Source organism: Novosphingobium sp. RL4 (genome assembly GCF_035658495.1).
Taxonomy (GTDB): Bacteria; Pseudomonadota; Alphaproteobacteria; order Sphingomonadales; family Sphingomonadaceae; genus Novosphingobium.
Genome location: NZ_CP141944.1, coordinates 3,371,652 through 3,397,615, shown reverse-complemented (window position 1 = coordinate 3,397,615; position 25,964 = coordinate 3,371,652). Strand labels below are relative to the sequence as shown.

At 64.9% G+C, this 25,964-nt stretch carries 20 protein-coding genes and 1 tRNA gene; 12 read left to right on the top strand and 9 right to left on the bottom strand.

The genetic code is table 11. The features are described 5' to 3' along the window. Positions 1–26 precede the first annotated feature (26 nt). Both U9J33_RS16265 and U9J33_RS16260 read left to right on the top strand, forming a co-directional pair. Positions 27–932, top strand: coding sequence for an ABC transporter permease (locus tag U9J33_RS16265; RefSeq protein ID WP_054437843.1), 906 nt, complete (start codon positions 27–29; stop codon positions 930–932). Positions 933–1,129: 197 nt separating this feature from the next. Continuing rightward, positions 1,130–3,364, top strand: coding sequence for a putative bifunctional diguanylate cyclase/phosphodiesterase (locus U9J33_RS16260; RefSeq protein ID WP_324696727.1), 2,235 nt, complete (start codon positions 1,130–1,132; stop codon positions 3,362–3,364). Between the two features lie 12 nt (positions 3,365–3,376). Here the strand turns inward: U9J33_RS16260 and hspQ are convergent, their stop codons facing one another. Further along, positions 3,377–3,757: a heat shock protein HspQ gene (hspQ, locus tag U9J33_RS16255; RefSeq protein ID WP_054434385.1), complete on the bottom strand. Its 381-nt coding sequence runs from the start codon at positions 3,755–3,757 to the stop codon at positions 3,377–3,379. Between the two features lie 153 nt (positions 3,758–3,910). On the opposite strand from hspQ, the gene U9J33_RS16250 reads away from it, so the two are divergent. Both U9J33_RS16250 and U9J33_RS16245 read left to right on the top strand, forming a co-directional pair. Next, positions 3,911–4,000: transfer RNA gene (locus U9J33_RS16250), tRNA-Ser, on the top strand. Positions 4,001–4,373: 373 nt separating this feature from the next. After that, positions 4,374–6,149, top strand: coding sequence for a hypothetical protein (locus U9J33_RS16245; protein ID WP_324696725.1), 1,776 nt, complete (start codon positions 4,374–4,376; stop codon positions 6,147–6,149). 49 nt (positions 6,150–6,198) lie between these two features. Here U9J33_RS16245 and U9J33_RS16240 read toward each other — a convergent pair whose 3' ends face one another. Genes U9J33_RS16240 through U9J33_RS16230 form a run of 3 tightly spaced genes read right to left on the bottom strand, consistent with a single transcriptional unit; the run spans position 6,199 to position 7,442 of the window. Next, entirely contained in the window at positions 6,199–6,660 is a 462-nt protein-coding gene (locus U9J33_RS16240; RefSeq protein WP_324696723.1) for a c-type cytochrome, read from the bottom strand. Between the two features lie 19 nt (positions 6,661–6,679). Further along, entirely contained in the window at positions 6,680–7,006 is a 327-nt protein-coding gene (locus U9J33_RS16235; RefSeq protein ID WP_324696721.1) for a hypothetical protein, read from the bottom strand. A 7-nt stretch (positions 7,007–7,013) separates the two neighbouring features. Next, on the bottom strand, positions 7,014–7,442 hold the full coding sequence (locus U9J33_RS16230) for a DUF983 domain-containing protein (protein WP_054438379.1): 429 nt from the start codon (positions 7,440–7,442) through the stop codon (positions 7,014–7,016). An 83-nt stretch (positions 7,443–7,525) separates the two neighbouring features. Between U9J33_RS16230 and U9J33_RS16225 the strand changes: the two genes are divergently transcribed. Next, positions 7,526–8,920 carry a PLP-dependent aminotransferase family protein gene (locus tag U9J33_RS16225; RefSeq protein ID WP_324696718.1) on the top strand — a complete coding sequence of 465 codons (1,395 nt, stop codon included), beginning with the start codon at positions 7,526–7,528 and terminating at the stop codon, positions 8,918–8,920. Positions 8,921–8,969: 49 nt separating this feature from the next. Here the strand turns inward: U9J33_RS16225 and U9J33_RS16220 are convergent, their stop codons facing one another. From U9J33_RS16220 to U9J33_RS16210, 3 genes are all read right to left on the bottom strand, one after another. Further along, entirely contained in the window at positions 8,970–9,974 is a 1,005-nt protein-coding gene (locus U9J33_RS16220; RefSeq protein WP_132469723.1) for a class 1 fructose-bisphosphatase, read from the bottom strand. A 72-nt stretch (positions 9,975–10,046) separates the two neighbouring features. Then, positions 10,047–10,913, bottom strand: coding sequence for a shikimate 5-dehydrogenase (locus tag U9J33_RS16215; RefSeq protein WP_324696716.1), 867 nt, complete (start codon positions 10,911–10,913; stop codon positions 10,047–10,049). Between the two features lie 2 nt (positions 10,914–10,915). Beyond that, positions 10,916–11,926 (bottom strand): LacI family DNA-binding transcriptional regulator, encoded by a 1,011-nt coding sequence (locus tag U9J33_RS16210; protein WP_324696714.1) that lies wholly within the window; start codon positions 11,924–11,926, stop codon positions 10,916–10,918. A gap of 178 nt (positions 11,927–12,104) precedes the next feature. Here U9J33_RS16210 and ptsP point away from each other — a divergent pair, with 178 nt between their 5' ends. The 6 genes from ptsP to U9J33_RS16180 all read left to right on the top strand — a co-directional run bounded on the left by ptsP (position 12,105) and on the right by U9J33_RS16180 (position 20,155). Beyond that, entirely contained in the window at positions 12,105–14,627 is a 2,523-nt protein-coding gene (gene ptsP, locus U9J33_RS16205) for a phosphoenolpyruvate--protein phosphotransferase (protein ID WP_324696712.1), read from the top strand. Continuing rightward, positions 14,627–15,607, top strand: a complete 981-nt coding sequence (pfkB, locus tag U9J33_RS16200) for a 1-phosphofructokinase (RefSeq protein ID WP_054438381.1) — start codon at positions 14,627–14,629, stop codon at positions 15,605–15,607. Before ptsP ends, pfkB begins: the two co-directional genes overlap by 1 nt. Further along, positions 15,607–17,301 carry a fructose-specific PTS transporter subunit EIIC gene (locus U9J33_RS16195; RefSeq protein WP_324699074.1) on the top strand — a complete coding sequence of 565 codons (1,695 nt, stop codon included), beginning with the start codon at positions 15,607–15,609 and terminating at the stop codon, positions 17,299–17,301. Before pfkB ends, U9J33_RS16195 begins: the two co-directional genes overlap by 1 nt. Before the next feature lie 53 nt (positions 17,302–17,354). After that, entirely contained in the window at positions 17,355–18,725 is a 1,371-nt protein-coding gene (locus tag U9J33_RS16190; RefSeq protein WP_324696708.1) for a carbohydrate porin, read from the top strand. A gap of 47 nt (positions 18,726–18,772) precedes the next feature. Next, positions 18,773–19,447: a hypothetical protein gene (locus tag U9J33_RS16185; protein ID WP_324696706.1), complete on the top strand. Its 675-nt coding sequence runs from the start codon at positions 18,773–18,775 to the stop codon at positions 19,445–19,447. Positions 19,448–19,813: 366 nt separating this feature from the next. Further along, the gene (locus tag U9J33_RS16180; protein WP_324696704.1) at positions 19,814–20,155 is read left to right on the top strand and encodes a hypothetical protein; all 342 of its coding nucleotides are present in this window, start codon (positions 19,814–19,816) and stop codon (positions 20,153–20,155) included. 41 nt (positions 20,156–20,196) lie between these two features. Here U9J33_RS16180 and U9J33_RS16175 read toward each other — a convergent pair whose 3' ends face one another. Then, positions 20,197–21,282: an acyltransferase gene (locus U9J33_RS16175; RefSeq protein WP_324696703.1), complete on the bottom strand. Its 1,086-nt coding sequence runs from the start codon at positions 21,280–21,282 to the stop codon at positions 20,197–20,199. Further along, positions 21,257–22,774 carry a hypothetical protein gene (locus U9J33_RS16170; protein ID WP_185996744.1) on the bottom strand — a complete coding sequence of 506 codons (1,518 nt, stop codon included), beginning with the start codon at positions 22,772–22,774 and terminating at the stop codon, positions 21,257–21,259. The genes U9J33_RS16175 and U9J33_RS16170 overlap by 26 nt, the downstream gene beginning before the upstream one ends. 506 nt (positions 22,775–23,280) lie before the next feature. On the opposite strand from U9J33_RS16170, the gene U9J33_RS16165 reads away from it, so the two are divergent. Further along, positions 23,281–25,794 (top strand): calcium-binding protein, encoded by a 2,514-nt coding sequence (locus U9J33_RS16165; protein WP_324696700.1) that lies wholly within the window; start codon positions 23,281–23,283, stop codon positions 25,792–25,794. Positions 25,795–25,964: the final 170 nt, after the last annotated feature.

Sequence of the window (25,964 nt, the reverse complement as noted above, 5' to 3'; positions counted from 1 at the left end):
AAGCCGCAGCCGATACTCGCCGGTCCATGCCCGATCAAACGAATTCGACCGAACTGCCGACACAGGACGGGAGCGTGTCAGAACACATCGTGCCCCGGACGATCCCGGCCCGCCATTTCCCGGCGAAGGGAGAACCCCTGATCCACCAGGTGAACTGGGAGGGGCTCAAGACCCTTTATATGAAGGAGGTCCGCCGCTTCTTCAAGGTCCAGACCCAGACGATCTGGGCACCGGCGATCACTACCCTGCTGTTTCTGGTGATCTTCACCGTGGCGATGGGGCGCGGCGGCCGTGAAGTGCTCGGCGTCAACTTCGCGACTTTCGTGGCGCCCGGCCTGATCGTCATGGGCATGATGCAGAACGCGTTCGCCAATTCCAGCTTCTCGTTCCTGGCGGGCAAGATCCAGGGAACGATCATCGATTACCTGATGCCGCCGCTGAGCGAAGGCGAACTCATGCTGGCCATGGTCGCCGCGGCGGTGACCCGCGCGGTTCTGGTCGGGCTCGCGCTGTCGGGCGCGATGCTGCTGTGGCCGGGTGTGAGCCTTTCGATGGCGCATCCCTGGGCCGTGATCTGGTTCGGCCTCACAGGTTCGGTATTCCTCGCGCTGCTCGGCTTCCTGTCGTCGATCTGGGCCGAGAAGTTCGATCACAACGCCGCCGTCACCAACTTCGTGATCGCGCCGCTCTCGCTGCTTTCCGGCACGTTCTATGTGATCGACAACCTGGCGCCCACCTTCCAGGCGATCAGCCGCCTCAATCCGTTCTTCTACGTGATCTCGGGCTTCCGGTTCGGTTTCCTGGGTGTCAGCGATATCGGCGATACCAACATGGCCGTGCTCCACAGCGCGATCGGGATGGGTCTGCTGGATGCCGTGCTGGCGGGCATCATCTATCTGGTCCTGCGTTCGGGCTGGAAGCTCAAGGGCTGACATCCTTTCCCCTTCGCAGTTGCAGACGCCCCGTTCGGACATCCGGCCGGGGCGTTTTCGCATGTGGCGAAGGCGGAGGTGAAGGCCCTTGTCACATGGTTGACGCATTGTGACGCTTATGGCCGCGCTTTCGCTTGTGGTCGGCCTGCTGTTGCCTTCTAATGCTCTGGTATCCCTCGAAGGCTAAGGATTTCCGCGTGTTCGCTCCGATCCACACGCGCAAGGTTCGCAAGTCGGAAGCGGCCAGATTTGCGCCGCATATCGTCGTGGCCGCGCTCTTCATCGTCATGCTGATCGTCGGCTTCCTCATCTGGTCCGGGCGCGAGATCGACCGCATCGCAAGCGAGCGAGACCGTTCCATCGTGTCGCTCGTCCTCGCCCAGAGCATCGAGCGGGTCGGCCATGCGCAGGAATCGTCGACCGTGTGGGACGATGCCTTGCGTGAAGCGCGCAGGCGCCCGATCGATCAGGACTGGATGGATCTCAACCTCGGCATCTGGTTCGATCAATATGCCGGGTTCAACGAGGTCTATGTCCTTTCCCCCGAGAGCGTGCCGATCTACGCCATGCGCGGCGGCAAGCGGAAGGTGCCGGAAACCTACATCGCCATCGAAGACGTGGCCGACCCGCTGGTGATGCGGCTGCGCCGCACGCGGGGTAGCGGAAAAGTGGGTGTCGGCGGCGTTCCCATGATCTCGCCCGGCGCCTCGGACCTTGCGATCCTGCGCGGCCGTCCGGCGATCGTCAGCGCGAAGCCGATCCTTTCGGACAGCGGCTCGATCGTCCAGAAGCCGGGAAGCGAGCCGGTGCATATCGGTGTCGTCTATCTCGACAACGACTTCTTCGCCCGCCTCGGCAGCAACTACGGCCTCGCACAGGCGCGCTACGAGATATCGCCGAGCAGGGCCTGGGGCGAAGCCTCGGTGCCGCTCCGCTCGCGCGACGGCGATGTCATCGGCTACTTCGTATGGCATCCCTTCGCGCCGGGGAGCGAGGTGACCCGGTCGGTCGGGCCGGTCGTGCTGCTGGTCCTCCTGCTTTCGGCCGTGGTGATCTACCTCCTGGCCGGCCGGCTCGCCAGCCGGACGCTCGATCTAGAGGAAAGCCGGAGCGAGGCGCGCCACCAGGCGCTGCACGACGCCCTGACCGGACTGGCCAATCGCGCCATGTTCGAAGGGCGGCTGGACGCTGCCCTGTCCCGCTGCCGCCGGGAGGGCGGCCTTGTCGGGCTGCTCTACATCGACCTCGACCGCTTCAAGCAGGTGAACGACAGTCTGGGCCATCCCGCCGGCGATGCGCTGATCCGTCAGGTCGCCCGGCGGCTGACCTCGGAAGTGCGCGGCTACGACATGGTCGCGCGCCTTGGAGGAGACGAGTTCGCCGTGCTCGTCGTCGAGCCGGAATCCCGCGAGGCGATCGGGCAGATCTGCGAACGCATCGTAGCCGAGATCGAGCGTCCGTTCGACGTGGCCGGCGCGCAGGCGTTCATCGGCGCCAGCATCGGCGTTGCCGTCGCGCCGGACCACGGCACCGACCGCACCGAGCTGACGCGGCGTGCGGACATCGCTCTCTACAAGGCGAAGATGGAAGGGCGGAGCCGCTTCACCTTCTTCGAGGCGAGCATGGACGAAGTGGTGCGGCTGCGGGAGACGACCAATCGCGAGCTGCGCCAGGCGCTTCTGGATTGCGACGAGCAGCTCAAGGTCTTCTACCAGCCGGTCTACTCGACGGTCAGTGGCCGGATGGTCGCGGTGGAAGCGCTGCTGCGCTGGAACCATCCGGTGAACGGTCTCGTCAACCCTGCCGGCTTCATCCAGCAGGCCGAAGAGTCCGGCCTCATCGAGGTGCTTGGCGGCTGGGTGCTGCGCAAGGCGGTGGACGATGCCATGGCCTGGCCCGACCTGCGGATATCGGTGAACGTCTCGCCGGTGCAGATGCGCAGCAGGGCCTTCGTGGACAATGTGCGGGCGGTCCTGAACGAGACCGGCCTCGATCCGCGCCGTCTGGAACTGGAGCTGACGGAAACCGCGCTGATGTCTGCTTCGGAAGAGGTCTCCGCGTCTCTCAAGGCGCTGCGCCGGATCGGGGTGGCCTGTGCGCTCGACGATTTCGGAACGGGCTATTCCTCGCTCAGCCACATCCGCGACATTGCGGTGGATCGCATCAAGATAGACCGTTCCTTCGTCCATGCGGTGAACACCGGACCGGGCGCGGCCCTGGTGGAGGCGATCGTCAACGTTGCCCGCGCCAATGGCCTGAACCTGACTGCCGAAGGCGTGGAGACCGAGGCCCAGCTCTCGCACCTGCGGTCACTGGGATGCCACGAAGTACAGGGCTACCTGCTTTCACGCCCGGTTCCGTACGGCGAGATCACGCGCCTGCTGGAAGGCGGCGCGCATTCCTTTTCAGAAACAGGTACCGAATCGTCCTGAAAAAGCGCGGGTTCAGTGCGCGAGACCGCGCCGCAACCGATAGCGCCCGTTGCCGAAATCATCGAACATCTGCGACAAAGAGGGGTGGTCTACCGGCCCGCCCTCGGCATCGGCGAGCAGGTTCTGCTGGCTGACATAGGCAACGTAGCTGGATTCCTCGTTTTCGGCGAGGAGGTGGTAATAGGGCTGGTCGCGTTTGGGGCGCACGTCCACGGGAATGGATTCGTACCATTCCTCACTATGGGCGAACACCGGATCGATATCGAAGATGACGCCCCGGAAGTCATGATTCCGGTGGCGGACCACATCGCCGATAGCGAATCGCGCACGGGTCTGGCGAGGCGCATCGATGATGCGTCCGGCCGTGGGTGAAAAAAAGTGCGCCCTGTTCATGCGAGAAATATAGGTTTCCTGCGGGGTGCAAACAAGCAACCCCTGTGGACAATCCCCATTTTTGAAAACAGGGGGTTGGCAAGGTCGAAATGCTGGGCTAACGGCGCGCTTCCCGACCCGATGGAGACCTTCCATCGCTATCGCATCTCTAGCGGAGAGGTGGCAGAGTGGTCGAATGCGCTGCACTCGAAATGCAGTGTACGGGAAACCGTACCGTGGGTTCGAATCCCACCCTCTCCGCCAAGAGCCCTTCCGGGACCATCCAGAACTGATCGCAGGAAATCGAAAGATTTCCTTGGCTTCAGGGCGATCCGGCTCAATTTCCTTTATCGTGGCTGGACGTTGGCTCGACGAAAGTCGTCTCTTGCGAATTTCGCGCGGAATGTCCGGGAATTCTCCTCACCGACCGGGGCTTTGTTCTCATGTGCGTGATTGCCGGCAGCGCTTGAACGTATTTCGGGCGGAAGCCGGTTTTTTCGTTCGCTGAGGTCACGTCCGGTGTCATGTTGACAGATATCGGCGGCGCGAGCAGCTTGTTCCGGTTGAAGATGGCGGCTCGGAGAGTCGGTGTGAATTAGCGCTTTTTCGGCGGCTACCTCGGTCAAGGGTCGGGTGCATGCAGAGGGTGTTGAGCAGCATTGCTTTGGCGGCGCAGGGCTTTGTTCTTGCCAGTTTTTCGACTGGCGCGGGCATTTCGCCGGTGACTCTGGCCATGCTCGATCCGTCAGGGCTTGCCGCTTCGATTTGCGGCGCAAGGGCTGAGGCGGCGGTGCTGGCGCACGAGCTTGTGCTTGCCGCAGCCGTTACGGGTCCGGTCGGTGCCGCATCCCAGGCGATACCGCTCTATCGCGATCTCGTTGCCGATCGTTTGCCGATCACCACTTCAAGCGAGCAGGCGCGGCGCTATTTCAATCAGGGTCTCCTGCTGGCCTATGGCTTCAATCATGCAGGGGCGGTGCGCTCTTTTCGCGAGGCGCAGCGGCTCGATCCGGCTTGCGCGATGTGCTGGTGGGGCGAGGCGCTTGCGCTGGGGCCGAACATCAACGCGCCCATGGACGATCGCGATCGCAATGCGGCTTTGGCGGCGATGGACAGGGCCGCAGGGCAAAGCGTGCATGCGTCCCCGCTGGAGCAGGCGTTGATCGGTGCGACGGCGCGCCGCTACACGCGCGATGCGAAGGCCGATCGCTCTGCACTGGATGCCGCATATGCCGATGCCATGATCGGCGTTGCCCGTCGCTTTCCAGCGGATGACGATGTGGCCGTGCTGGCGGCCGAAGCGGTCATGGATGTCAGCCCGTGGAGCTATTGGGAGGCGGACAAGCGAACGCCGACAGGCCGAAGCGGCGAGGCGGTTCGGCTGATCGAGGGCGTGCTAATGCGTGACCCGGGCAACCTTCAGGCCGCGCATCTTTACATCCATCTCATGGAGAACAGCGCGGAGCCGCGCCGCGCGGAAGCTGCGGCAGACCGGCTGGCGCGGGAAGGCGCGCCGAGCGCCGGCCATCTCGTCCACATGCCGGGGCACATCTATCAACTGGTCGGCCGCTACGCCGATTCCATCCGGGTCAACATTGCGGCCGCGCGTGCAGACGAGGCTTTCATCCGCAGCACGAACGATCGCAGCCTCGTCCGCTTCGGCTATTACCCTCACAACGTCCACTTCATCGTGACATCCGCGCAGATGGCAGGTGACATGCGCACGGCGATCACCGAGGCGCAGCGTCTGCGGAAACTGCTGGATCCCGGCACCTCCGCGCGGATCGCCTGGATACAGGCGATCGATGCCGCACCCTTTCTGGCGATGGCGCAATTTGCCGAACCCGAGGCGATCCTGGCCATGCCGCCGCCCGACCCGCGTTTGCCCTATGCCGCTGCCATGCGGTTCTATGCGCGCGCAGTTGCCCGGGCGCAGGGGCGGGACCGCGCCGGAGCCGAGCGTGAAATCGCCGCCATCGTGGAAATCCGCAAATCCGGCACCCTGGCCGGCATGACCGAACAGGGCGTGCCCGCAGCGGACCTTCTCCAGCTTGCCGAAGCGGTGGCGCGCGGCAAGCTGGCCTTTTCGGAAAAGCGCTACGAAGAGGCCGCGCGCCTCTATCGCCGGGCAATCGTGCTGGAGGCGAAGATACCCTATCAGGAGCCGCCATACTGGTATTATCCCGTGAGCCAGTCGCTTGGCGCGGCCCTGTTCAGGGCCGGGCATTATGGCGAGGCGGCGCAGGCTTTTCGTGCCGCGCTCGTGCAGTCTCCGAAAAGCGGCTGGGCACTTTACGGACTTGCCGAAAGCGAGAAGGCGCAAGGGCGCGGTGTTGAAGCGGCCGCCGCCCGCCAGGCGCTCGGGCAGGCGTGGCTGGGCGACGATGCCTGGCTGCGGATGGACCGCTTGTGAATCTCGTCCACGCCCGGGCGCTGCCCATTTTCCCGCAGCCGCGCGGTGGTTATCGGGGGTCTCTTGCCTGCGTGCGCAGGTAGGCGATCAGGTCGGCTCGGTCCAACGGGTCCTTCACGCCGGGGAACTGCATGGTCGTGCCCGGCACGACCGAGGCGGGGGCGGCGATCCATGCGTCGAGCGCCTTTTCGTCCCATCTGCCGCCGATGCCGATCAGAGCCGCAGTGTAGCCGTAGCGCGACCTGTTGGTGCCGGGGGGCTGGCCGAACACGCCGAACAGGTTCGGTCCGCCGCGATCGCTCGCGCCTTCGATGATGCTGTGGCAGGCGGCGCACTGCCGGAATTTCCGGGCGCCGCTTTCCACGTCGGCAACTTTCATAAGCTCTTGCAGGGTCGGGTCTTGCCCCGCTTTCCGCAGGCGCTCGTCATGACGGTCATCGCGGCATCCGGCGAGTCCGATCAGGAGAGCCATTCCGGCAAAGGCCGCGCGGGCCGATATCCATGCTTTCACGGTTCGCGGGTCCGATGCATCAATCGCGATGGAAGAACGCGGGCCTGCCCTTGAGCACGTTGCGCGCCATGTCGCCGCCATCGTGAAGGGCGAGCGGGCCGCCGGGCAGGGCATCGTCCCAGAAACCGTGGTCGGCATATTGATCGAGCGCCTCTTCATACCGGGCGATCTTGGCGGCCTGCGATGCGAGCAGCCTTGTTGCGCTGTGCATTTCGGCAAAGTCGTCGCCCGATCCCGCGCGCACCATCCGGGCGAGATCGGGGCGTTCCAGTGCTTCGAAGTATTCGGCAACGAAGTCCCGGGCGGATTGCAGCGGGGTTGCGTGACCGGCAGTCGGCATGGTCATGGGCAGGTCAATCGCCGTTGCGCGGGGCGCGGGCATTGAGATCGGCCCAGAGTGCCTCCGTGCCCGCTTCCTGCGCCTTGTTCACGTATTGCGAGGCCACGAGCCAGCCCTTGATATACTGCAGCGGCAACACGCAGCCCAGCCCGACCAGCGGGAACGAAGTGAGCAGATGGACCCAGAACGGCGGGTCGAACTTCACCTGCAGCCATACGGCGAAGAACGTGAGCGGGAAGGCGACGATGCAGAGCGAGAAGAAGGCGGGGCCGTCGTCAGGGGCGGCGAAGCCGTAATCGAGCCCGCAGGCCGGGCAGGTATCGTTCAGCTTGAGCCACTTGCGGAACATGGCGCCTTTTTCGCAACGGGGGCAAAGTCCTTTCAGGCCGCACCTGAAAATACGGCGGGCCTTGTCGCCGGGCTCCATATTGTTGTCTGACATGATGCAGGTCCGCCGTTGATCGCGAGGATTCGTCTGTTGCTCAATATGGATATTGTATGCATACAAAGTCAATGCAAACAGTGATGCAAAATTGGCTGCCGGACATCCGCAATGCTCAAGGGCCGCTCTATCTGGCGATCTGCGCGGCGATCGGCCGGGATGTGGAGGAGCGTCGGCTCAATCCGGGGGATCGCCTTCCGCCCCAGCGCGAACTGGCCGAAGCGCTGGGCGTGGATACCGGCACGGTCACGCGCGCTTATGCCGAGGCGCGCAGGCAGGGGCTGATCGACGCGGAAGGGCGGCGCGGCAGCTTCGTCCGGGGGAAGGCGGCGTTCGATGCGTCCAGCCAGGTGCCGCCGTTCGACACCGGCATGAACCTGCCGCCGATTCCCTCCAACAGTTCCTATGCCGCCAGTTTCGCGAATGCCCTGCAAGCCGTGCTCGAAGGCCCGGCCGCGGCGAACCGGTTGCAGTATCAGCCTGCGGGCGGCGCTCCGGAAGACCGCGCGGCCGGCGCGCAGTGGCTGGCGGCTTCGGGAATGGAGGCGACGGAGGACAACGTCATCGTCACCAGCGGTGCGCAAACCGCGCTGCATGCGGTTGTCAGTTCCGTTCTGGCGCCCGGCGATGTCGTGTGCACGGGGCCTTTCGTCTATCCGGGCTGGAGCGCGATTTGCCGCCGGCACGGCGTGGCGATCGTGCCGCTCGGCGCGGATCGGCACGGCATCGATCCCGATGCTTTCGCGCGGGCCTGCGAAACCGGGGCGGTTCAATCCACCCCGGTCAGGGCGATCTATCTCGTGCCCGACAACGACAATCCGACGACCGCGACGCTCAGCGAGGAACGGCGCCGCCGCATTGCCGAGATCGCGCGGCGGCACGATGTTCTCATCATCGAGGACGATCCCTATTCCCGTCTCGGCAGCGGCGAGATCCCGTCGCTGGCAGCGCTCGCGCCGGAGCGGACGTGGCATGTCGCAAGCCTTTCAAAGCTCGTCTCGCCATCGCTGCGCGTTGCGTACTTGCGCGCGCCGCAGCTTCGGGATGCGCTGCGGCTGGCGACGGATACCTATGAGACCACGATCATGGCGCCTCCGCTCAACCTGGCCGTCTGTACCCAGTGGCTGAACACCGGGAAATGGGCCTCGCTGGTGGCGGAGGTGCGGGACGAGTGCCTTGCGCGGCAGGCTATCGCGGCAGGCATCCTGCCGCATGGGAGCTATGAGGCGGCCCGCGCGGGCTATCACTTGTGGATTGCGCTGGAGCGGGAAGGGCAGTCCGCCGATCTCGTGCGGGCGCTGCGGCCGCTCGGCATCTCGGTCGTGTCGGGAGAGCAGTTCCGCATCGACCCCGAGGCCCGTCATGCGGTGCGTATCTCGATCGGCGGCAGCGCCGATCGGCAATGCATCGAACGGGCGCTGAAGATGGTGGATGCGATGATCCACCATCAGGATGGCCGTTTCAGCCCGATGGTCTAGCCTCAACGGCCCGGAACTTCACCCGAAGCTCCGGGTCGTCGAGCCTCGGTCAGGCCGTTTCCGTTTCCATGAGGGCGGCGACCTGTTCGGGATCGCCCAGGATCAGGCCGATGCGCTGGTGAAGTCCGACCGGGGTCACGTCGAGCACGCGGTTCCAGCCGTCGGTCGAGGCGCCGCCCGCCTGTTCGACCAGGAAGCTCATCGGATTGGCTTCGTAAAGCAGGCGCAGGCGCGCCTTGCCCGGCGTGCGGTGATCGGCGGGATAGAGGAACACGCCGCCGCGCTTCAGGATGCGATGCACGTCGGCAACCATCGAGGCCGTCCAGCGCATGTTGTAGTCCCGGCCGCAGGGGCCCTTGCCGTCAGTCAGGCGCTCGTCGATGTAGCGCACCACGGTTGGCGACCACTGCGGGCGGCGCGCCATGTTGATGGCGATTTCGCAATTGCCCGAAGGAATCTGCATGGGGCCGTCGGTCATGATCCAGGCGCCCAGTTCGCGATCCAGCGTAAACTCGTAGACACCGGAGCCCAGGGTCAGCACCAGCAGCGTCTGCGGGCCGTAGATCGCATAGCCGGCAGCGACCTGCGCGGTCCCGGGCTGGAGGAAATCTTCCTCTCGTACTTCGCGGCCCGCGCATTCGTCAGGCGCGCGCAGCACGGAGAAGATCGTGCCGACCGAGAGGTTTACGTCGACATTGCTGGAACCGTCGATCGGATCGTAGACCAGCAGGTATTCGCCCTTGGGATAGCGGTTGGGGATGGGATGGATCGTTTCCATCTCTTCCGAGGCCATTCCGGCGAGGTGGCCGCCCCACTCGTTGGCATCCAGCAGCAGTTCGTTGGCGAGCACGTCGAGCTTTTTCTGAACTTCGCCCTGCACGTTCTCGCTGTCGAGGCTGCCCAGAACGTCGCCCAGCGCGCCCTTGGCGATGGCGTGGTTCACCGTCTTGCAGGCGCGCGCCACGGTTTCGATCAGCAGGCGCAGTTCGGGCGGGCAGGTCGAGTTCGGCTCGCGCTGCTTTTCGAGCAGGAAGCGGGTGAGTGTCGGTTTCATATCAGCTTCCTTACCCCATGTTCCGGACAAATCCATGGCACTGCGAGCACATCCTGCCCCTTCGGGCCGGCATTACGCCGCGTCTTGCAGCCGCCGGGCTACTTGCGGGCCATGCGCGAAGGCGGTGGCCTTGGCAATGGCCTCATCGTCGGGGCGGATGCCGGTATAGAGCACGAATTGCTCGATGGCCTGGAGCACGATCACTTCCGCGCCGGAGATCGCCGTCTTTCCTGCGGCGAGGGCGGCCTTGATAAAGGGCGTTTCGGCGGGCTGCGCCACCACGTCGAAGGCGACGTCGCAGGCGGCGATCTGCGCGGGCGTGAAGGCGAGTTCGCCGGCCTGCGCGCCTTCCATGCCGAGCGGCGTGACGTTGACAAGCATCGCCGCCCCCTGTTCGGGAAGCTCGGGGAGCCAGCGGAAACCGTACTGTTCGGCAAGGGCGGGGCCGGCTTCGGCATTGCGGGCGATAATCGTGCCCTGGCGGAAGCCGAGATCGCGAAGCGCGGCCATGACCGCCTTGGCCATGCCGCCGCTGCCGCGCAGCAGGAACGGCGTGGCCGGATCGATGCCGCGCCGGGCAACGAGATCGCGCACGGCGGTATAGTCGGTATTGTAGCCGGTCAGCACGCCTTCGTCGTTGACGATGGTGTTCACGCTGTCGATGGCGCGGGCCGAATCCTCAAGCCCGTCGAGCAGGGGGATCACCGCTTCCTTGAACGGCATCGAGATCGCGCAGCCACGAATGCCCAGCGCCCGCAGGCCGCCGATGGCCGCTGGCAGGTCCGTGGTGGAGAAGGACTTGTAGACATAGTCCAGCCCCAGCAGCCCGTAGAGCGTGTTGTGCAGACGCGACCCGGCGTTGCCGGGGCGGGCGGAAAGCGACATGCACAGGCGCGTGTCCCGGCCGATCGATTGTTTTGCGCTGAAGTCGGTCATCATGGTCAGGCTCCGATGGGCTGGTTGGCGCGGGCGTGAGGGCCGCTCGATCCGCGCGTGATGAGGCGTCCCGCCAGCACGACCTTGCGGGCAGGCGCTTCGGGATGGTCCAGCCGGTCCAGCAGCATGGTCATCGCGGTGCGGCCGATCTCCTCGACCGGCTGTTCGATCACCGAGAGCCCGTCGCCGACGAATTCCATCCAGTCGTTGTTGTCGAACCCGGCAAGGGCAATGTCGCCGGGCACAGCGAGATCGAGGTCGCGCAGCGCACGCAGCACGGTGAGCAGCATGACGCCGTTGCTGGCGACGAGCGCGTCCGGGCGAACCGGGCCGCAGAGCAGTTCCCTGACCGTGCGTGCCGCGGCCTCGGCGGCGTGCGGCATCTCGACCGTGACGGCCTCCATGCCGAACTTGCGGGCCGCTTGCTCGAACCCGGCGCGGCGCTCGATCCCGGTGCTGCTGGCGGCGCCGAACAGCCCGGCCACGCGGCGGTGGCCCTGGGCGTGGAGGTGCGCCACCAATTCGGCGGCCATGGTTTCGTTGTCTAGCAATACCGTGTCGAGACCGGCGCTGGGCAGGCTGCGGTCGATCAGGACGACGGGGAAGCCCGGTTCCAGCCGCTCGGCCTTTTCGACCCATTGGCGGCAGGGCGCGAAGATCACCCCGGTTACGCGTTCCTCGTGCATCAGTTCGAGATAGCCGGCCTCCTTGGCCGGGTCTTCGTCGGTGTTGCACAGGATCACCCGCATCCCGCGTGCGGTGGCGAGGCTTTCGATGGCGCGCGAGACCGCGGTGAAGAAGGGGTTGCGGATATCGGCGACGATCAGGCCGATGGTGTTGGTGTGCTGGGAGCGCAGGCGCCGCGCCGCAAGGTTGGGGCGGTAGCCGGTGGACTTCACGGCCGCCAGCACCCGCTCGTGCATCGCGGGATCGACGCTGCGGCCTGACAGCACCCGCGAAACGGTGGCGGGGGACACTTCGGCAACCCGGGCTACGTCCTTGATTCCAACTGTCATCCGCAATGCGCCATTCGAGAAATCGTTCTCACTTGTTAGGGCGTTTTGCCCCTCTCCTGCGGGAGACTATGCATCACGTTCTCTCAAGATCGCAAGCATTCTCTTGACAAGCGCTTTGAGAAAACGTTTTCTAAGTACATCACAGACCCGTCGTCAAAACGGTCAGGAGAGGCCTGAAATGCTCGCAGATGCGCCCGCCTCGGGGGTAGAGGATCTCGTTCGAATCGATGCCAGCGCGGCAGACAAGGTCGATGCGATTCGCCAGGTCGGCCAGCTTCTGGTCGCCGCCGGCTGCGTTGCGCCCGGATACGAGGAAAGCATGGTCCGCCGGGAGGGCGTGGCGAACACGTTCCTGGGCGCGGGCGTGGCGATCCCGCATGGCCTGGGCGAGGACAAGGGCCTGGTCCGCCGCGACGGCGTGGCGATCCTCCAGTTGCGCGAAGGGGTCGAATGGAACCCCGGCCAGCGCGCCCATCTGGTGGTGGGCATCGCCGCCAATTCGGACAGCCACATCGCCATCCTGCGCCGCCTGACCCGCCTCATCCAGGACGAGCCGCGCCTTGCCGCGCTGGTCGCCACCGACGATCCGGCCGCCTTTTCCCGCGCGCTGTGGGAAGACGGCGCGGCTGCCGCCCCGTCCGAACCGGCGGCAGACTATGCTGAAACCACAGAATGGACGGTCGACTACCCAACCGGCCTCCATGCCCGCCCCGCCTCGGCCTGGGTCGAAGCGGCGCGTGCCTCTGGCGTGCGCCTGCGCGTGCGCCACGGCGGAGAGAGCGCCGATCCCCGCAGCCTCGTTTCCCTCCTCCAACTGGGGCTGCGTGCTGGTGATCGGGTGACTCTCTCCGCCGAAGGGGCAGGCGCGCGGGCGGCGCTGGACAGCTTTGCCGCCGTGGTCCGCCGCCTGACCGTGCGCGAGAAGGAAGACGCCGCGCGTGCCGCCGAAAAGGCCGCCGCGCCGATCCGCGGCTGGAAGCCCGTGGGCGAGGCGCGGATGATCGCGGGCGTCGCCGCCAGTCCGGGCCTCGCCATCGGCAAGGTCCATGTGCTTTCTGCGCAGGAACTCGACGTGCCCGACCGGCCGACCGATCTGGCCAGCGGTGGCACCCAGCTGAACGATGCGCTCACCCGCACCCGCGCGCAGATGAAGGCGCTGATCGACGATACCACCCGGCGTCTGGGTGCGGGCGATGCCGCGATCTTCAAGGCGCAGGCCGAACTGCTCGACGATACCGATCTCATCACGCTCACCTGCCAGCTCATGGTCGAGGGGCACGGGGTGGCATGGTCGTGGCATCAGGCGGTGGACCGTATCGCCGGGCAGCTTTCGGCGCTGGGCAATCCGGTGCTCGCCGCGCGCGCGGCGGATCTGCACGATATCGGCCGCCGCGTTCTGGCCGAGATCGATCCTGCGCTTGCGGCCGGATCACTGACCGATCTGCCCGAGGAGCCCTGCGTGCTGGTCGCGGCGGACTTGTCACCTTCGGATACCGCCACGCTCGATACCGCGCGGGTTGCGGGCATTGCCACGGCGCTGGGCGGGCCGACTTCGCACAGCGCGATCCTGGCCCGCACGCTCGGCTTGCCTTCGGTCGTGGCGGGCGGCGCGGACCTGATGGGGCTTGCCGCCGGGGCCACCGCGATCGTCGATGGCGACAGCGGCCGCGTCTGGCTGAACCCGTCGGAGGCCGATCTCGCCTCTGCCCGCGCGTGGATCGCGGCGCTCGCCGAAAAGCGCGCCGCCGAAGAAGCCGAGCGCGGCAAGCCTGCCGAAACCCGCGACGGCCACCGCGTGGAGATCGCCGCCAACGTCAATCGCCCCGATCAGGTCGCTTTCGCGCTGGCGCAGGGCGGCGAGGGCGTCGGCCTGATGCGCACCGAATTCCTGTTTCTCGAACGCGGCGACAGTCCGGGCGAGGACGAGCAGGCCGAAATCTACCGCGCCATGACCGAGGCGCTGGAAGGGCGCCCGCTGGTGGTGCGTGCGCTCGATATCGGCGGCGACAAGCAGGTGCCGCATCTTGACCTCCCGCGCGAGGAGAACCCTTTCCTTGGCGTACGCGGCGCGCGACTCTTGCTGCGCCGCCCGGACCTGCTGGAGCCGCAGCTTCGCGCGCTGTACCGCGCCGCCAAGTCCGGCGGCGATCTTTCGATCATGTTCCCGATGATTACCTCCGTCCACGAACTGATCGCGCTGCGTGCCCGCTGCGAGGAGATCCGCGTCGAGCTGGACGCGCCGACGATTCCCGTGGGCATCATGATCGAGGTTCCCGCCGCCGCCATCCAGGCGCGCTCGCTGGCGGCCCATGCCGATTTCTTCTCGATCGGCACGAACGACCTTACCCAATATGTCCTCGCCATCGACCGGCAGAACCCGGAACTGGCGGGCGATGCCGAAAGCCTGCACCCCGCCGTGCTGCGCATGATCGCGGCGACGGTGGAGGGCGCGAAGGCGCATGGCCGCTGGGTCGGCGTCTGCGGCGGCATTGCCGGCGATCCCTTCGGCGCGGCGCTGCTGGTGGGGCTGGGCGTCAGCGAACTGTCGATGACCCCGCGCGACATTCCGGCGGTGAAGGCCCGCATTCGCGGCGCCAGCCTCGAAAGCCTGCGCACGCTTGCCGCCAGGGCGCTCGACATGGAAAGCGCCGGCGAAATCCGCGCGCTGGACGGGCCGAAAATCGAAGAGGGGGAAGGCTGATGCGCACTCTTACGGTCACCTTCAACCCGGCCATCGACCAGACCGTCATGCTTGACCGGCTGGTCGTGGGCGAAGTCCACCGCGCCCGTTCGGTGCGTCAGAACGCGGGCGGCAAGGGCGTGAACGTCGCCAGTTGCCTGGCCGACTGGGGCATGCCGGTGTCCGCCTACGGCCTGCTCGGCAGCGACAATGCCGCCGCGTTCGATGCGCTGTTCGCCGCCAAGGCCATCGAGGACCGCTTCATCCGCATCGCCGGGGCCACGCGGGTCAACCTCAAGCTGGTGGACGCGACGGGCACGACCGATATCAATCTCGACGGGATCGCCGTGGATGCGGGGCGCGCCGAAATGGTGGCGGCAACCATCTGCGAAGCCGCGCGTGAGGGCGATCTGGTGGTCCTGGCCGGAAGCCTGCCGCCGGGCTGCCCGCCCGACAGCTACGTCACGCTCACCGCACGCCTGCGCGCGGCCGGGTGCCGGGTGGTGCTCGACACCAGCGGCCTGCCGCTCAAGTGCGCGCTTACCGCCGATGTTCTGCCCGATGTGGTGAAGCCCAACCGCGACGAACTGGCGCAATGGCTCGGCCGTCCCCTGTCCGATCTGGCCGCGCTTTCCGAAGCGGCGGCGCAGCTGCACGGGCGCGGCGTTTCGTTGGTCGTCGTGTCGATGGGCGAGGAAGGGGCGCTGTTCCTGTCCTCGGAAGGCGCCGTTACCGCGCGTCTCGCCATCGGACAGGTCGCCAGCACGGTGGGCGCGGGTGATGCGATGGTCGCGGGTATCGTGGCGGCTCTGGGCGAAGGCGCGGATCTTGAACGCACCGCCCGCCTCGCCACCGCGTTCGCGGTCGCCAAGCTCGGCATGGCGGGGCCGAACCTGCCCGCCCTGCCCACGGTGCATGCACTGGCCGATGAAGTGGCCGTCACGCCGTCGATGCTGCCGGGCTGTACCCGCCCGCAAACGATCAAGGCCGGAGAGGAATGATGGGCAAGCTCTACGCAGTTATCGATGCGGCCGATTCCGCCGTACAGGGCGTGCTCGCAGGGGAAGCGCTGCGCAAGGCGGCGCGGGCCAAGGGCCGCGATATCGAGATCGAGGTGCGCACCGGGCAAGGCGTGCTCAATCCGCTTCCGCCGGAATTGCAGGCGGGCGATACCCTGCTGCTGGTCGCCGCCCATGACGAGGCCGCAGCCGCACTCCCGCTCACGCCGCTTCGCCGTGTCACGCTGGAGGCGGTGCTGGCCGATCCCGAAGCTGCCCTGGCGCAGGAGCCGCAGGTTTCCGCCGATTTGCCGCGCGTAGTGGCGATCACCTCATGCCCCACCGGCATCGCCCATACCTTCATGGCCGCCGAAGGCCTTGAGGAAGGCGCCAAGCAGCTGGGCTATCCGATCCGCGTGGAAACGCAGGGCTCGGTCGGCGCCGGTTCGCCGCTGACGGCGGAAGAGATCGCGGCGGCCGACGTGGTCATCATCGCCGCCGACCGCGAGGTCGACCGTGCGCGCTTCGGCGGAAAGCGGGTCTTCGCATCGAGTACCAAGCCCGCCATCTCCGGCGGCAAGGCCCTGATCGAGCGTGCTCTCACCGAGGCGAAAGTGCAGGGCGGCGCGGCCTCTGCCGAGACTTCCGGCGGCGCTGCCGAACGTGCCGGTCCCTACAAGCACCTGATGACCGGCGTTTCCTTCATGCTGCCCTTCGTGGTCGCGGGCGGCCTGCTGATCGCCATGGCTTTTGCGCTGGGCGGTATCGATGCCAACAGCGCAGGCGCCGAGGGAACACTTGCGGGTGCCCTGTTCCGCATCGGCGCGCAGGGCGGTTTCGCGCTGATCGTGCCGGCGCTGGCGGGCTATATCGCCTATTCGGTGGCGGATCGGCCCGGCATCGCGCCGGGGATGATCGGCGGGATGCTGGCCGCCAATCTGGGCGCGGGTTTCCTGGGCGGCATCGTGGCGGGCTTCATCGCCGGTTACGGCGTCGAATGGCTCAACCGGCTTATCAAGCTGCCCAAGAACCTTGCGGGCCTGAAGCCGGTGCTGATCCTGCCGCTGCTGGGCACGCTGCTGACCGGGCTGCTGATGATCTATGCGGTCGGCACCCCGGTCGCCGCCGCGCTGGCGTTCCTGACTGAGTGGCTGCGCTCGATGCAGGGATCGAGCGCGATCCTGCTGGGCGTGATCCTGGGCGCGATGTCGGCCTTCGACATGGGCGGGCCGGTCAACAAGGCGGGCTATGCCTTCTCGGTCGGGCTGATTTCCAGCCAGGTCTATACGCCGATGGCCGCGACGATGGCGGCGGGCATGGTGCCGCCGCTTGCCGTGGGCCTTGCCACCCGCCTGTTCCGCGACCGGTTCTCGGTGGAAGAGCGCGAGGCAGGAGGCGCCGCCGCCGTGCTGGGCCTTGCCTTCATCACCGAGGGCGCGATCCCCTTTGCCGCGCGCGATCCGTTCCGGGTGATCCCGGCGCTGATGGCGGGATCGGCGATTGCCGGGGCCATTTCGATGGCGGCGGGCGCCGAGCTCAAGGTGCCGCATGGCGGCGTGTTCGTCCTGCCGATCCCCGGCGCGGTCACGCATCTGGCGGTCTACGGGCTGGCCATTCTGGCGGGCGTGCTGGTGAGCGGGGTCCTCGTTGGCCTGCTCAAGCCGCGCATGGCCCCGGCGGAAATCGCCGCCGCCTGAATTGATTCCGGGCCGGCGGAAGACCGGGCCGATCCTAGAGAGGATATGTTTCGATGCGGTTCGCACTGCTCAAGGGCGCCTGCTGTGCAGGTGCCGCCGCCCTTTCCTTGCCCTGTTTGACGGCATCCGCCGCCATGGCGCAGGAGGTCGCTTCCGACGAGGCCCCGGTCGCCGACAGGCAGGCCGATGTCCCGAAGCCCTGGCAGCCGCTGGCCGACGACGGCATTACCCTCGCGCTCAGCTACACGGGCGAGGCGGCAACGAACGTCACCGGCGGCCTGCGCCGCGATGCCGCTTATGCCGGGCAGATCTATGTCGGCGCGGACCTCGACATGGACCGCATCGCCGGCATCGGCGGCGGCACGATCCATGCCGCGATCACCAATCGCCACGGGGAAAGCCTCTCGGCGCTGGCGCTGGGCAACAACACCTCGGTTCAGGAAATCTGGGGCACCCAGAACACCCACCTCGCGATCCTGACCTGGGAGCAGAAGCTATTCAACGATCGCCTGATGATCGAGGCGGGGCGCAGCCAGGCCAACATCCATTTCCTGAATTCGCCGATCTACTGCAATTTTCAGGGCAATTCGGGCTGCGGCAACCCGACGTTCGTCTTCAAGAACAGCAACTTCACCTACTTCCCGGCATCCAGCTGGATGATCCGCGCCAAGGCCGAAGTGCTGCCGCATGTGACCGTCCACGTCGGCGCTTACGAGGTCAACCCGGACCGCAAGCGCGCCAGCGACCACGGCTTCAACTTCAGCACGAAGAATGCAACCGGCGTGATCGTGCCGTGGGAACTGGGCTATTCGAACGAAGGCAAGGGCGTGCGCCTGCCCGGCCACTATATCGTCGGCGGCTGGTTCGACCGGGGCGACTATGCCGATCCGCTGCGCGACGATCAGGGCGGCATCGCCATCCTCACCGGGCGTGATCCGCAGACCCGCAAGGGCCGCTCGGGCCTCTATTTCCGCTTCGACCAGCGCCTGACCCGGCCCGATCCCCGTTCGGAGCGCGGCCTCAGCGTGTTCGGCGTGGCGATGACCAACTTGTCCGGCCGGGTGGAGGAAAGCCGCTTCCTCGACTTCGGCGTGGTGCAGACCGGCACTCTTGCCGGACGCGATGCCGATACGATCGGCTTCATGATCAGCGACCAGCGCTTCAGTAACCTCGCGATGGAGCGCATGCGCGCGGCGCGGGTTTCGGCGGGCGGGGATGCCGCCGTCAGCCGCCACCAGTACATGATGGAACTGGCCTACGGCGCGCAGCTCGGCCCGGCGATCCGCATCTCGCCCAATGTGCAGTACATTCTCCACCCCGACCAGACCGGCGCCCCGTTCCGCACGCGCGACATCAAGGATGCGCTGATCTTCGGCTTCAAGTTCACGATAGACGCGCCAACGCTGCTGTCCGGAGGTCGATAAAGGCGGGAGCGCTTGACCGCCGCCGCCGAAGATGATGGAACGGACGCGTGAGCGACGATCTTCCCCGCCCCGAAACTCCATCTCCATCCAGGGCAGAGGCAAAAGCCGAAGTGCGCGCGGCCGAGGCCGCCGCCATCCGCCGGCGATGGATCACGCTGGGCGAAGTGCTGGCCGTGGTCGCAGTCGTCATTTCCGGGCTGACACTCTGGAATAACTGGACCGCGCGCAGCGACGGCGAGGCCGTGAAGCAGGCCGATGCGCAGCGCGCTTCCACCCGCGCCGCAACACTGGTGCTGGTGGCGACAAGTTCCGGCGAACAGGTGCTCACCCTGAAACCTGCTTCGCCCGAACAGTCCGTACAGAGCCAGACCATCCTGTTCCCGACAGCCTTGGGTGTGGCGCCTGCCGAAACCACCGGAGAACCGCGGATCGAGGCCAGGTGGTTCGAGCGGGAACTGGAAAAGGCACGGAACGAGGCCAAGCTCCCCGATAACAGCCGCGGCGACGAGCGGCTGCCGGTTGCGATCAGGACACGGTTCCTGGTCGATGGCGAACCGTACGAAGATGTCGCGCTATACGATATCGGTTACAGCGTTTCCGGTCGCTTCCTGTCCGGCCACAGCGTTGCCCTTCGCGGCGTATCGCTGATTTCCCATGTAAGGAGCGGCGCCGCTCAATCGAAACTCGACGCCCGTTGGGAACGTCTGCGCGCTCGCCCCTGAAGGTCGTCATCTGAACGGGTGGCAAATGCCCGGAAGGTGCACGGGCAATCCGGCCCTTCCGGTCACGCGGAACCGCTGCTCGCTGGCAAGGGGCGGCGAGGCGATTCCCAGCTTGTTGCAGAGTGAGTTTTACGCCGTCTTTTCGGCGTGAACATCTCGATGGCGAGGGGGCATTCCTGCGTGGGTCTGGCCGCTGCTTCTGTCACGCTCTGTCGGTCTCAGTGGCCGTTAGGTGCTCTTCAATGCGTGTGTCCGATCTTAATTCTGTGTCCGGCGAGACCGAAAACCGAGACTGCGATCCTATAAGAAGTTCACGCTGAGCCGGGATCGGCAAAGGTTTGTAGCAGCGGTCGCAGGAGTTGGGTCTTGTTTGGTTTCTTCGTTTCCGGTTTCTGGTTTGCAGGCAGCGTTTTCCTGGCATCCGCAGCCATTCAACTCCTGATCCGGCATCCGGGATTCCGTGGCCCTGCGGCCATCGCCTTTGCGGTCGTCGTGGCATGGGATATGCCGAGCATCAACGCCGCCCTCATCGATATTGCCAGTGCAAGCGGGTCGGCGCCTTCACTTGTCAATGATGTAGATGGGAAAATGATGGAGTTCCTGTACTTCCTGCCCATTCTACCTCTCGGATACGGCCTGTTTGCGGTCATGACCTGGCTGCGCGAGAACTCCCTGGGAACTCACGCGGCGACGAGAATCCAAGCTTGAATACTGTTCTTGTGGCTATGAATATTTTCGCCGGCATGTGATTATGCTCCGGTCACGGGTTGGGCGCGCGTCCTGCGGGCAATGTGTTCCTGAAGAATATTCCTTGCGGCCCCTTCATATCTGGTCGTGATCAGCCAGGCGAAGCCGACGATGACGGGGATCAGAAGATAGGCTTCCCATCCGGTACGCTCCAGGCCTGTGAACCTCTCGAAAGCGCCGGAATAGAGCGCGAGGATCGGCACATGAAGGCCGTAGACCGGATAGGAAACGACCCCCAGAAAGCGGCCGCCGGGGATCACTGTGCGATGGCCTGCGATAACCGCAAGAACGAGCGTGCATGGCAGGATGACAGCGGTGACGAATAGCGTCCATCTGACGTCATTTATCGGTAGGCAAAGCGACAGGATCAGAAGCAGGGCTGCGACGTACGAAGCCCAGGCTCCGGCTTTCGGCAGGGCTTGGCGGAATGCGTGTATCAGCAGGCCGATCAGGAAACCGAAGGATACGCGTGCGAGGCCGCCGGTAAATGTCGGCAGGTTCCAGCCCATGTCCATTGTTCCGTGAATTCCGGCAAGACGGGTCAGAGCGATCAGGCTGATCGCGGCGAGAACCAGGAGCGTCCCGCGTCTCCTGGCGACCAGAAACCCGGCCCATGCGAAGTTCACAAGGATTTCGAAGAACAGTGACCAGAGGGGGCCGTCCGCCGGGAAGAGTTCCCAACCGGTTGCCGATGCTTGCCACCATTTGGGCAGCAGCAGGAGGTTGAGCGCAGCGCTGGCGAGGATATCTTGCAGGCTGTCAGACCTCGCGGGTACGGCGATCCAGCGAGCAAGGAGGTAGGCTGCACCCATCAAGACGCCCAACACGATGATTGGCGCCACTCTGATGATGCGTTTCGTCGCAAAATCCCCGAATGTCATGCCGTTCAGAAGTCGCGCGCGGTAGGCTTCCGCGATGACAAAGCCACTCAGCATGAAGAAGAAATCGACAGCGAGATACCCGTTCGCGGCCAGCGGCGGGGCGCCCGTTCGGGTTCCGATGTGAAAGATCAGGACCGCCATCGCGGCGATGCCGCGCATTTCATCCAGAAACCCGTAGCGATCATGTGTGGAATTCGCGGACTGCATCGGCAGTAATCCCTGGGCGTGCATTTCGGGAACCGGCTTGCGCCGAAGTTCGGACGACATCGTTGGCTGCCGTCATGGGCTCGCGGATGAAATAGGGGGAAGATGCGGCTCTCACCGGGCGGTCCGGCTGGAAGGAAAGCGCTGTCGCAAGGCCGAAGCCGAAAGCCGCGACAAAGTCGAAATTGGCATCCGCGATCATCAGCGACACGGTGAACATCGGTATGTAGGCAAAGCGGAAACCCGAAGCGAGAATCCGCAGTTCCGGGCTGCTCGCCGAGCGAAGGCAGCTTTGAGCGATGAATGCGCAGAAAAAGACGCCTCCGAGGATACCCGTGGCGCTGAATATGGCGACGATGCTGCTCGACGCCCGTGTGCTTCCCAGACCAATGCCGAAGCCATGGCTTTCGAAAACGCTGGCGAGCGCAATCGAACGCCACATTCCGCGTTCCTCGTAGGAGTGCGATGAGCCTTTCTGCAGGACCATACGGTCGATCATGGCATAGATCGGATCAAGCAGGTCCGGCTTGAGAAGCAGGGTCATGGTCACGCCGGTCAGGATGGCGATCGGCACGGATAGTTCGCCGAGAAGGCCTTGCCGGTAGATCAGCCCCGTGTGCTGCGGCTTGTTCGCCCTGAGCAGCCATTCGGCACATGCCATCGCCACGAAGAGGCCCATGCCCACGTAAGCAGCAGAGGATTTCGACTGCCAGCAGAGCAGGAGCAACGCGATCAGAATGGGCGGACAAACCCTGGTTCGCAGCGCAATGTTGGTGATTGCGCGCCTGTAGAAGTAAAGGCTGCACAGGAAGCCGAGGCAATAAGTGCCGAACGCGGAAGCTTCCGGCATCAGGCCGACGACGCGTTTGGAGCCCATGACCTCCACTTCCGTGGCCAGTGCATAGGATGCAGTCCTGAACGGCTGCAGCAAGGGAGCCAGCGGCAGGAACTGGCTCGCATAGTCAAGCAGGCCGGTGACGATCAGCATGGCTGCGCCGAGGCAGAGCGCCTGAAGGGCATGCTGCCGCATGTCCGGCGATCGCAGGTGCCTGGCAAGCGCGAAGACCGTGAACACCGATATCGTCATGTAGACCCATTGGGAGAGATTCTGCGTCGATGGGGCCAAGGGTGCCGTGGTGCGGAGTACGCCGCGTACAGGAACGACGAGCAGGTCGCCGGCAAGCAGGCGGGGCATGAAAAAGGTCGTGACCGTGGCGATCGTCCAGAAGGCGAACAGGAACAGAAGCCGGTTCGGCATGATCGCCATCGACAGCAGGGCCGATGGGCCTTGCCTGTTGAGGAAGGCTTTTGCGATGACCACTATCGCAGCGATGGGCGTGGCGATGAACGTCAGCCCTCCGGTGAGTTGGGTGGGGATCACCGCGAAAGCGCCGAACGGCATGGTTGCGAAGAAAAGATAGAGCGCAACCGGCCGCCGGCTTGCGGCTGCCCAGATGACGAGCAGCCAGAACAAGGCGATGGGAATCGCATTCATTGCCGGTTCTTCCCGTGCTGCCGGGATGCGGTGCGGAGGTTAGAGGGTATCAGGCTGACCTCCGTGGGTTGGCGATCTGGACGTGGCTGGAGACTAGCCCGGAGTGGTCTGCAGGCGCAGTCGGGTCATCTCCGTTCCGGTGTCAGTTTTGATCGCTGACCAGTGTGGGCGCGGCTCATCTCTTCCATACCTGGCATTTGCTGTAGTCGCGGCTGATGGCTGGGACGGGGGTTATGGAGGGGCCGCGTGAATTTCGACGGCATACCGGTTGCATCGCGAATGCCTGGGGAGTTGTATCGGATACGGATGAGTTCGACTTGAAGGAGAGAAAATACTGGCGCACCGTTTGATTGAGGCGGGTTTTGCATGGTGATGGATAGGTGTTTACACATAATCTATCTGTGCAATTGCATTATTGGTTGTGTCTGTGATGGTAACCATCGCTGTAAGTCTGTCGTAGTGATATGATCCGTTACTTCCGGGGAAATTCTTCTTCGGGGAACGTTATGACTATCCGGTTAGATGCCCAGACCCACTTCAGCCAGGGGTGGAACACATCGCTTCTTGATGCCGCTGCAAACCTTGGCGTGGATGGCATCCGCGACAGCGTGCCATGGGGGGCGATCGAGAAAGCTGCGGGCAAGTATGACTTTTCGGTTCCGCAGGCTGCCTGGCTCGATCAGGCGCTGCAGAAGGGCCTTGCAGTTACGCTGACGTTTGCGAATGCCAATGCGCTCTACGACCGCGGATACACGGTTTACAGCGATGCGGGGCGCGAGGCTTTCGCCAATTTCGTCGTGGCGACATTGCAGCGCTATCCCAATGTGAGCGCCGTCGAGATCGGCAACGAATACAACTCCAATTCTTTCGTGACCGGCCCTGTGGCGACATCGTCGGCGGCCAACCGCGATGATTATTATGCCAAGCTGGTTGCCGCGGTGGACAGTGCGCTGAACAGGGCGGGACTGGACGTGGAACTTGTAGGAGGCGCCACGCACTCCATCCCGGTGGACTACTTCGCGGACCTCAAGGCACTCGGAACACTGGGCCTCCTCGATGCGGTTTCCATCCATCCCTATACCACGCCGCCCGAGCAGTTTGCCGACCAGATCGAGGTGCTGCGCGGCGTGATCGGCAAGGACATGGCGATCAAGGTTACCGAGTTCGGTGCGAATTTCGCCTCGCTCGACGATGCGCCGGCCTATCTTGCGAAAATGCTCAGCGTCATGGGGGATGCCGGTATCGAGAGCGCGAGTTGGTATGCACTGGCGCGCCAGTCCTACTTCCCGAACATGGAGCTCTGGAATACCCAGGGCGCCAGCGCGACGCCGGCGGGAGAGGCTTTTCGGGTATTCGACAGCCTGCTGGCTGATGCCGACGTGATCCGACGGGTCGCGACCGATGATTTCACTTACCTGTACACTTTCGGCGATCATGCGGCGGTGCTTTGGGGGCAGACGGGTTCCGTCAGCCTGGCGAAGGGCGTGTCCGCCTATGATCTCGACGGCAATCGGATCGCGAACTTCGACGGCAGGATTTCTGCGGATACTCCGATCATCCTGAAGTCCGAGGGGGTGATGACGGGAGCGTCGGTCCAGTTCCACGCGGGAAATCTCGTTGCGGACAGCTATGACCAGTTTGACGTGACCAATCAGGATGCGGCAGGTGCCGGGTTCGAGGGGCCATGGTCGTACTTTTCCCTGTCCGGCACCGGCCAGGTCGCCGCGTTGCAAACGATGGGGGGCGGATTGAAAGGGGGGGAACTGTGGACTCCGTATCTGGGTTCGCAATGGCTCCGCCCGCTGGAGATCAATGCGACAACGCTGACACCCGTTGATTTCGGCGGAGGCAAGAGCGCGGCGGCCCGTTACGGCATTATCGAGCGGTACACCGCCCAAACTGGCGGTCTGTTCACGATCAAGGGCACATATGATGTTGCCGATCAGAGCCTCGACGGGATTTTGCTGAAGGTCACCGTGAACGGGAAGGAGATTCTCCAAAAGGAGATCTATGACCCCGCGAAGGGCAATGCATACGATTTCAGCCTGGCTCACGTATCGCTCGCGGCAGGGGATCAGGTCGATTTCATCGTGCAATCGGGCGCCAGCTCAAGCGGCGATGTTACCACGCGCCATATCCAGATCTACTCCGAGAAGGCTGTTGCTGCCACGGTCCAGGCTGCAACCCTGGATTACTCGGGCGCGGGGGCCGGATTGCAGGTCAACCTGACGAAGGGGGCGGCGATCGTGGATGGCAAGCGCGCAGCCATCAGCGGGTCGGACGTGAAGGGATCGGCCCATGCCGATATCCTTGTCGGGGACGGGAAGGGCAATCGTATCGACGGCGGCGCGGGTGACGATCGTCTGGACGGACTTGCCGGAGATGACGTCCTGATCGGCGGAAAGGGCAATGACAGGATCGACGGCGGGATCGGGGCCGACCGCATGGAAGGTGGCGACGGCGACGATACCTATTTCGTCGACGACCGTGGAGACAGGGTGATCGAAAGCGGTGCGCAGGGCGGCGTCGATACCGTCAGGTCGCAGGTCGATTTCACGCTTGGCGACAGTATCGAGCGGCTCTACCTGACCGGCACGGCCAACCTCCATGGTATGGGCAATGCTCTGGCGAACATTCTCTACGGCAACGACGGGAACAACGTCCTGAATGGCGGCAAAGGCGCGGACAAGCTGACAGGTGGGGCCGGCGCGGACACCTTCGTATTCGATTATCTCGAAACAGGTGCGAATGCCGATACCATCCTCGATTTCCAGAGCGGTGTCGATCACATCGAGATCGACAAGGACATCTTCGCTGCGCTGGCCCCGCTTCGCCCGGGTTCGCCCGCGACCCTCGACTATGGCCGCAAGGCTGCTTCGGCCGATACGCATCTGTTCTACGATGCCTCTGCCGGGACGCTCTACTATGATGCCGATGGTAGCGGGTCTGCCGCGGCCGTTGCCCTTGTCACCCTCCGTGGAAAGCCGATGATCGATGCGACCGATATCATCCTTGCCTGACATGCAGGAAACTGGCGGTGAGCCGCTGGTTGGCCATAGGGAGGGCTTTGGCCCTTGCTCCGGTGAATTCATGCCGGGGCCGAGCAGGCGAAAGCCCTGGGGGGCATCCCGGAGAGAACCGCTGCCGGAGATCGCGCATCCTCATCGCCCCTCGCTTCTGCTTGGCCGCG

What these genes read in the sequence shown, in the direction of transcription:
- U9J33_RS16265 (WP_054437843.1), top strand. Translation starts at nt 27, where the DNA reads ATGCCCGATCAAACGAATTCGACCGAACTGCCGACACAGGACGGGAGC.
- hspQ (WP_054434385.1), bottom strand. Translation starts at nt 3,757, where the DNA reads ATGAACAGGGCGCACTTTTTTTCACCCACGGCCGGACGCATCATCGAT.
- U9J33_RS16245 (WP_324696725.1), top strand. Translation starts at nt 4,374, where the DNA reads ATGCAGAGGGTGTTGAGCAGCATTGCTTTGGCGGCGCAGGGCTTTGTT.
- U9J33_RS16235 (WP_324696721.1), bottom strand. Translation starts at nt 7,006, where the DNA reads ATGACCATGCCGACTGCCGGTCACGCAACCCCGCTGCAATCCGCCCGG.
- U9J33_RS16230 (WP_054438379.1), bottom strand. Translation starts at nt 7,442, where the DNA reads ATGTCAGACAACAATATGGAGCCCGGCGACAAGGCCCGCCGTATTTTC.
- U9J33_RS16225 (WP_324696718.1), top strand. Translation starts at nt 7,526, where the DNA reads ATGCAAAATTGGCTGCCGGACATCCGCAATGCTCAAGGGCCGCTCTAT.
- U9J33_RS16220 (WP_132469723.1), bottom strand. Translation starts at nt 9,974, where the DNA reads ATGAAACCGACACTCACCCGCTTCCTGCTCGAAAAGCAGCGCGAGCCG.
- U9J33_RS16215 (WP_324696716.1), bottom strand. Translation starts at nt 10,913, where the DNA reads ATGATGACCGACTTCAGCGCAAAACAATCGATCGGCCGGGACACGCGC.
- U9J33_RS16210 (WP_324696714.1), bottom strand. Translation starts at nt 11,926, where the DNA reads ATGACAGTTGGAATCAAGGACGTAGCCCGGGTTGCCGAAGTGTCCCCC.
- ptsP (WP_324696712.1), top strand. Translation starts at nt 12,105, where the DNA reads ATGCTCGCAGATGCGCCCGCCTCGGGGGTAGAGGATCTCGTTCGAATC.
- pfkB (WP_054438381.1), top strand. Translation starts at nt 14,627, where the DNA reads ATGCGCACTCTTACGGTCACCTTCAACCCGGCCATCGACCAGACCGTC.
- U9J33_RS16195 (WP_324699074.1), top strand. Translation starts at nt 15,607, where the DNA reads ATGGGCAAGCTCTACGCAGTTATCGATGCGGCCGATTCCGCCGTACAG.
- U9J33_RS16190 (WP_324696708.1), top strand. Translation starts at nt 17,355, where the DNA reads ATGCGGTTCGCACTGCTCAAGGGCGCCTGCTGTGCAGGTGCCGCCGCC.
- U9J33_RS16175 (WP_324696703.1), bottom strand. Translation starts at nt 21,282, where the DNA reads ATGCAGTCCGCGAATTCCACACATGATCGCTACGGGTTTCTGGATGAA.
- U9J33_RS16170 (WP_185996744.1), bottom strand. Translation starts at nt 22,774, where the DNA reads ATGAATGCGATTCCCATCGCCTTGTTCTGGCTGCTCGTCATCTGGGCA.
- U9J33_RS16165 (WP_324696700.1), top strand. Translation starts at nt 23,281, where the DNA reads ATGACTATCCGGTTAGATGCCCAGACCCACTTCAGCCAGGGGTGGAAC.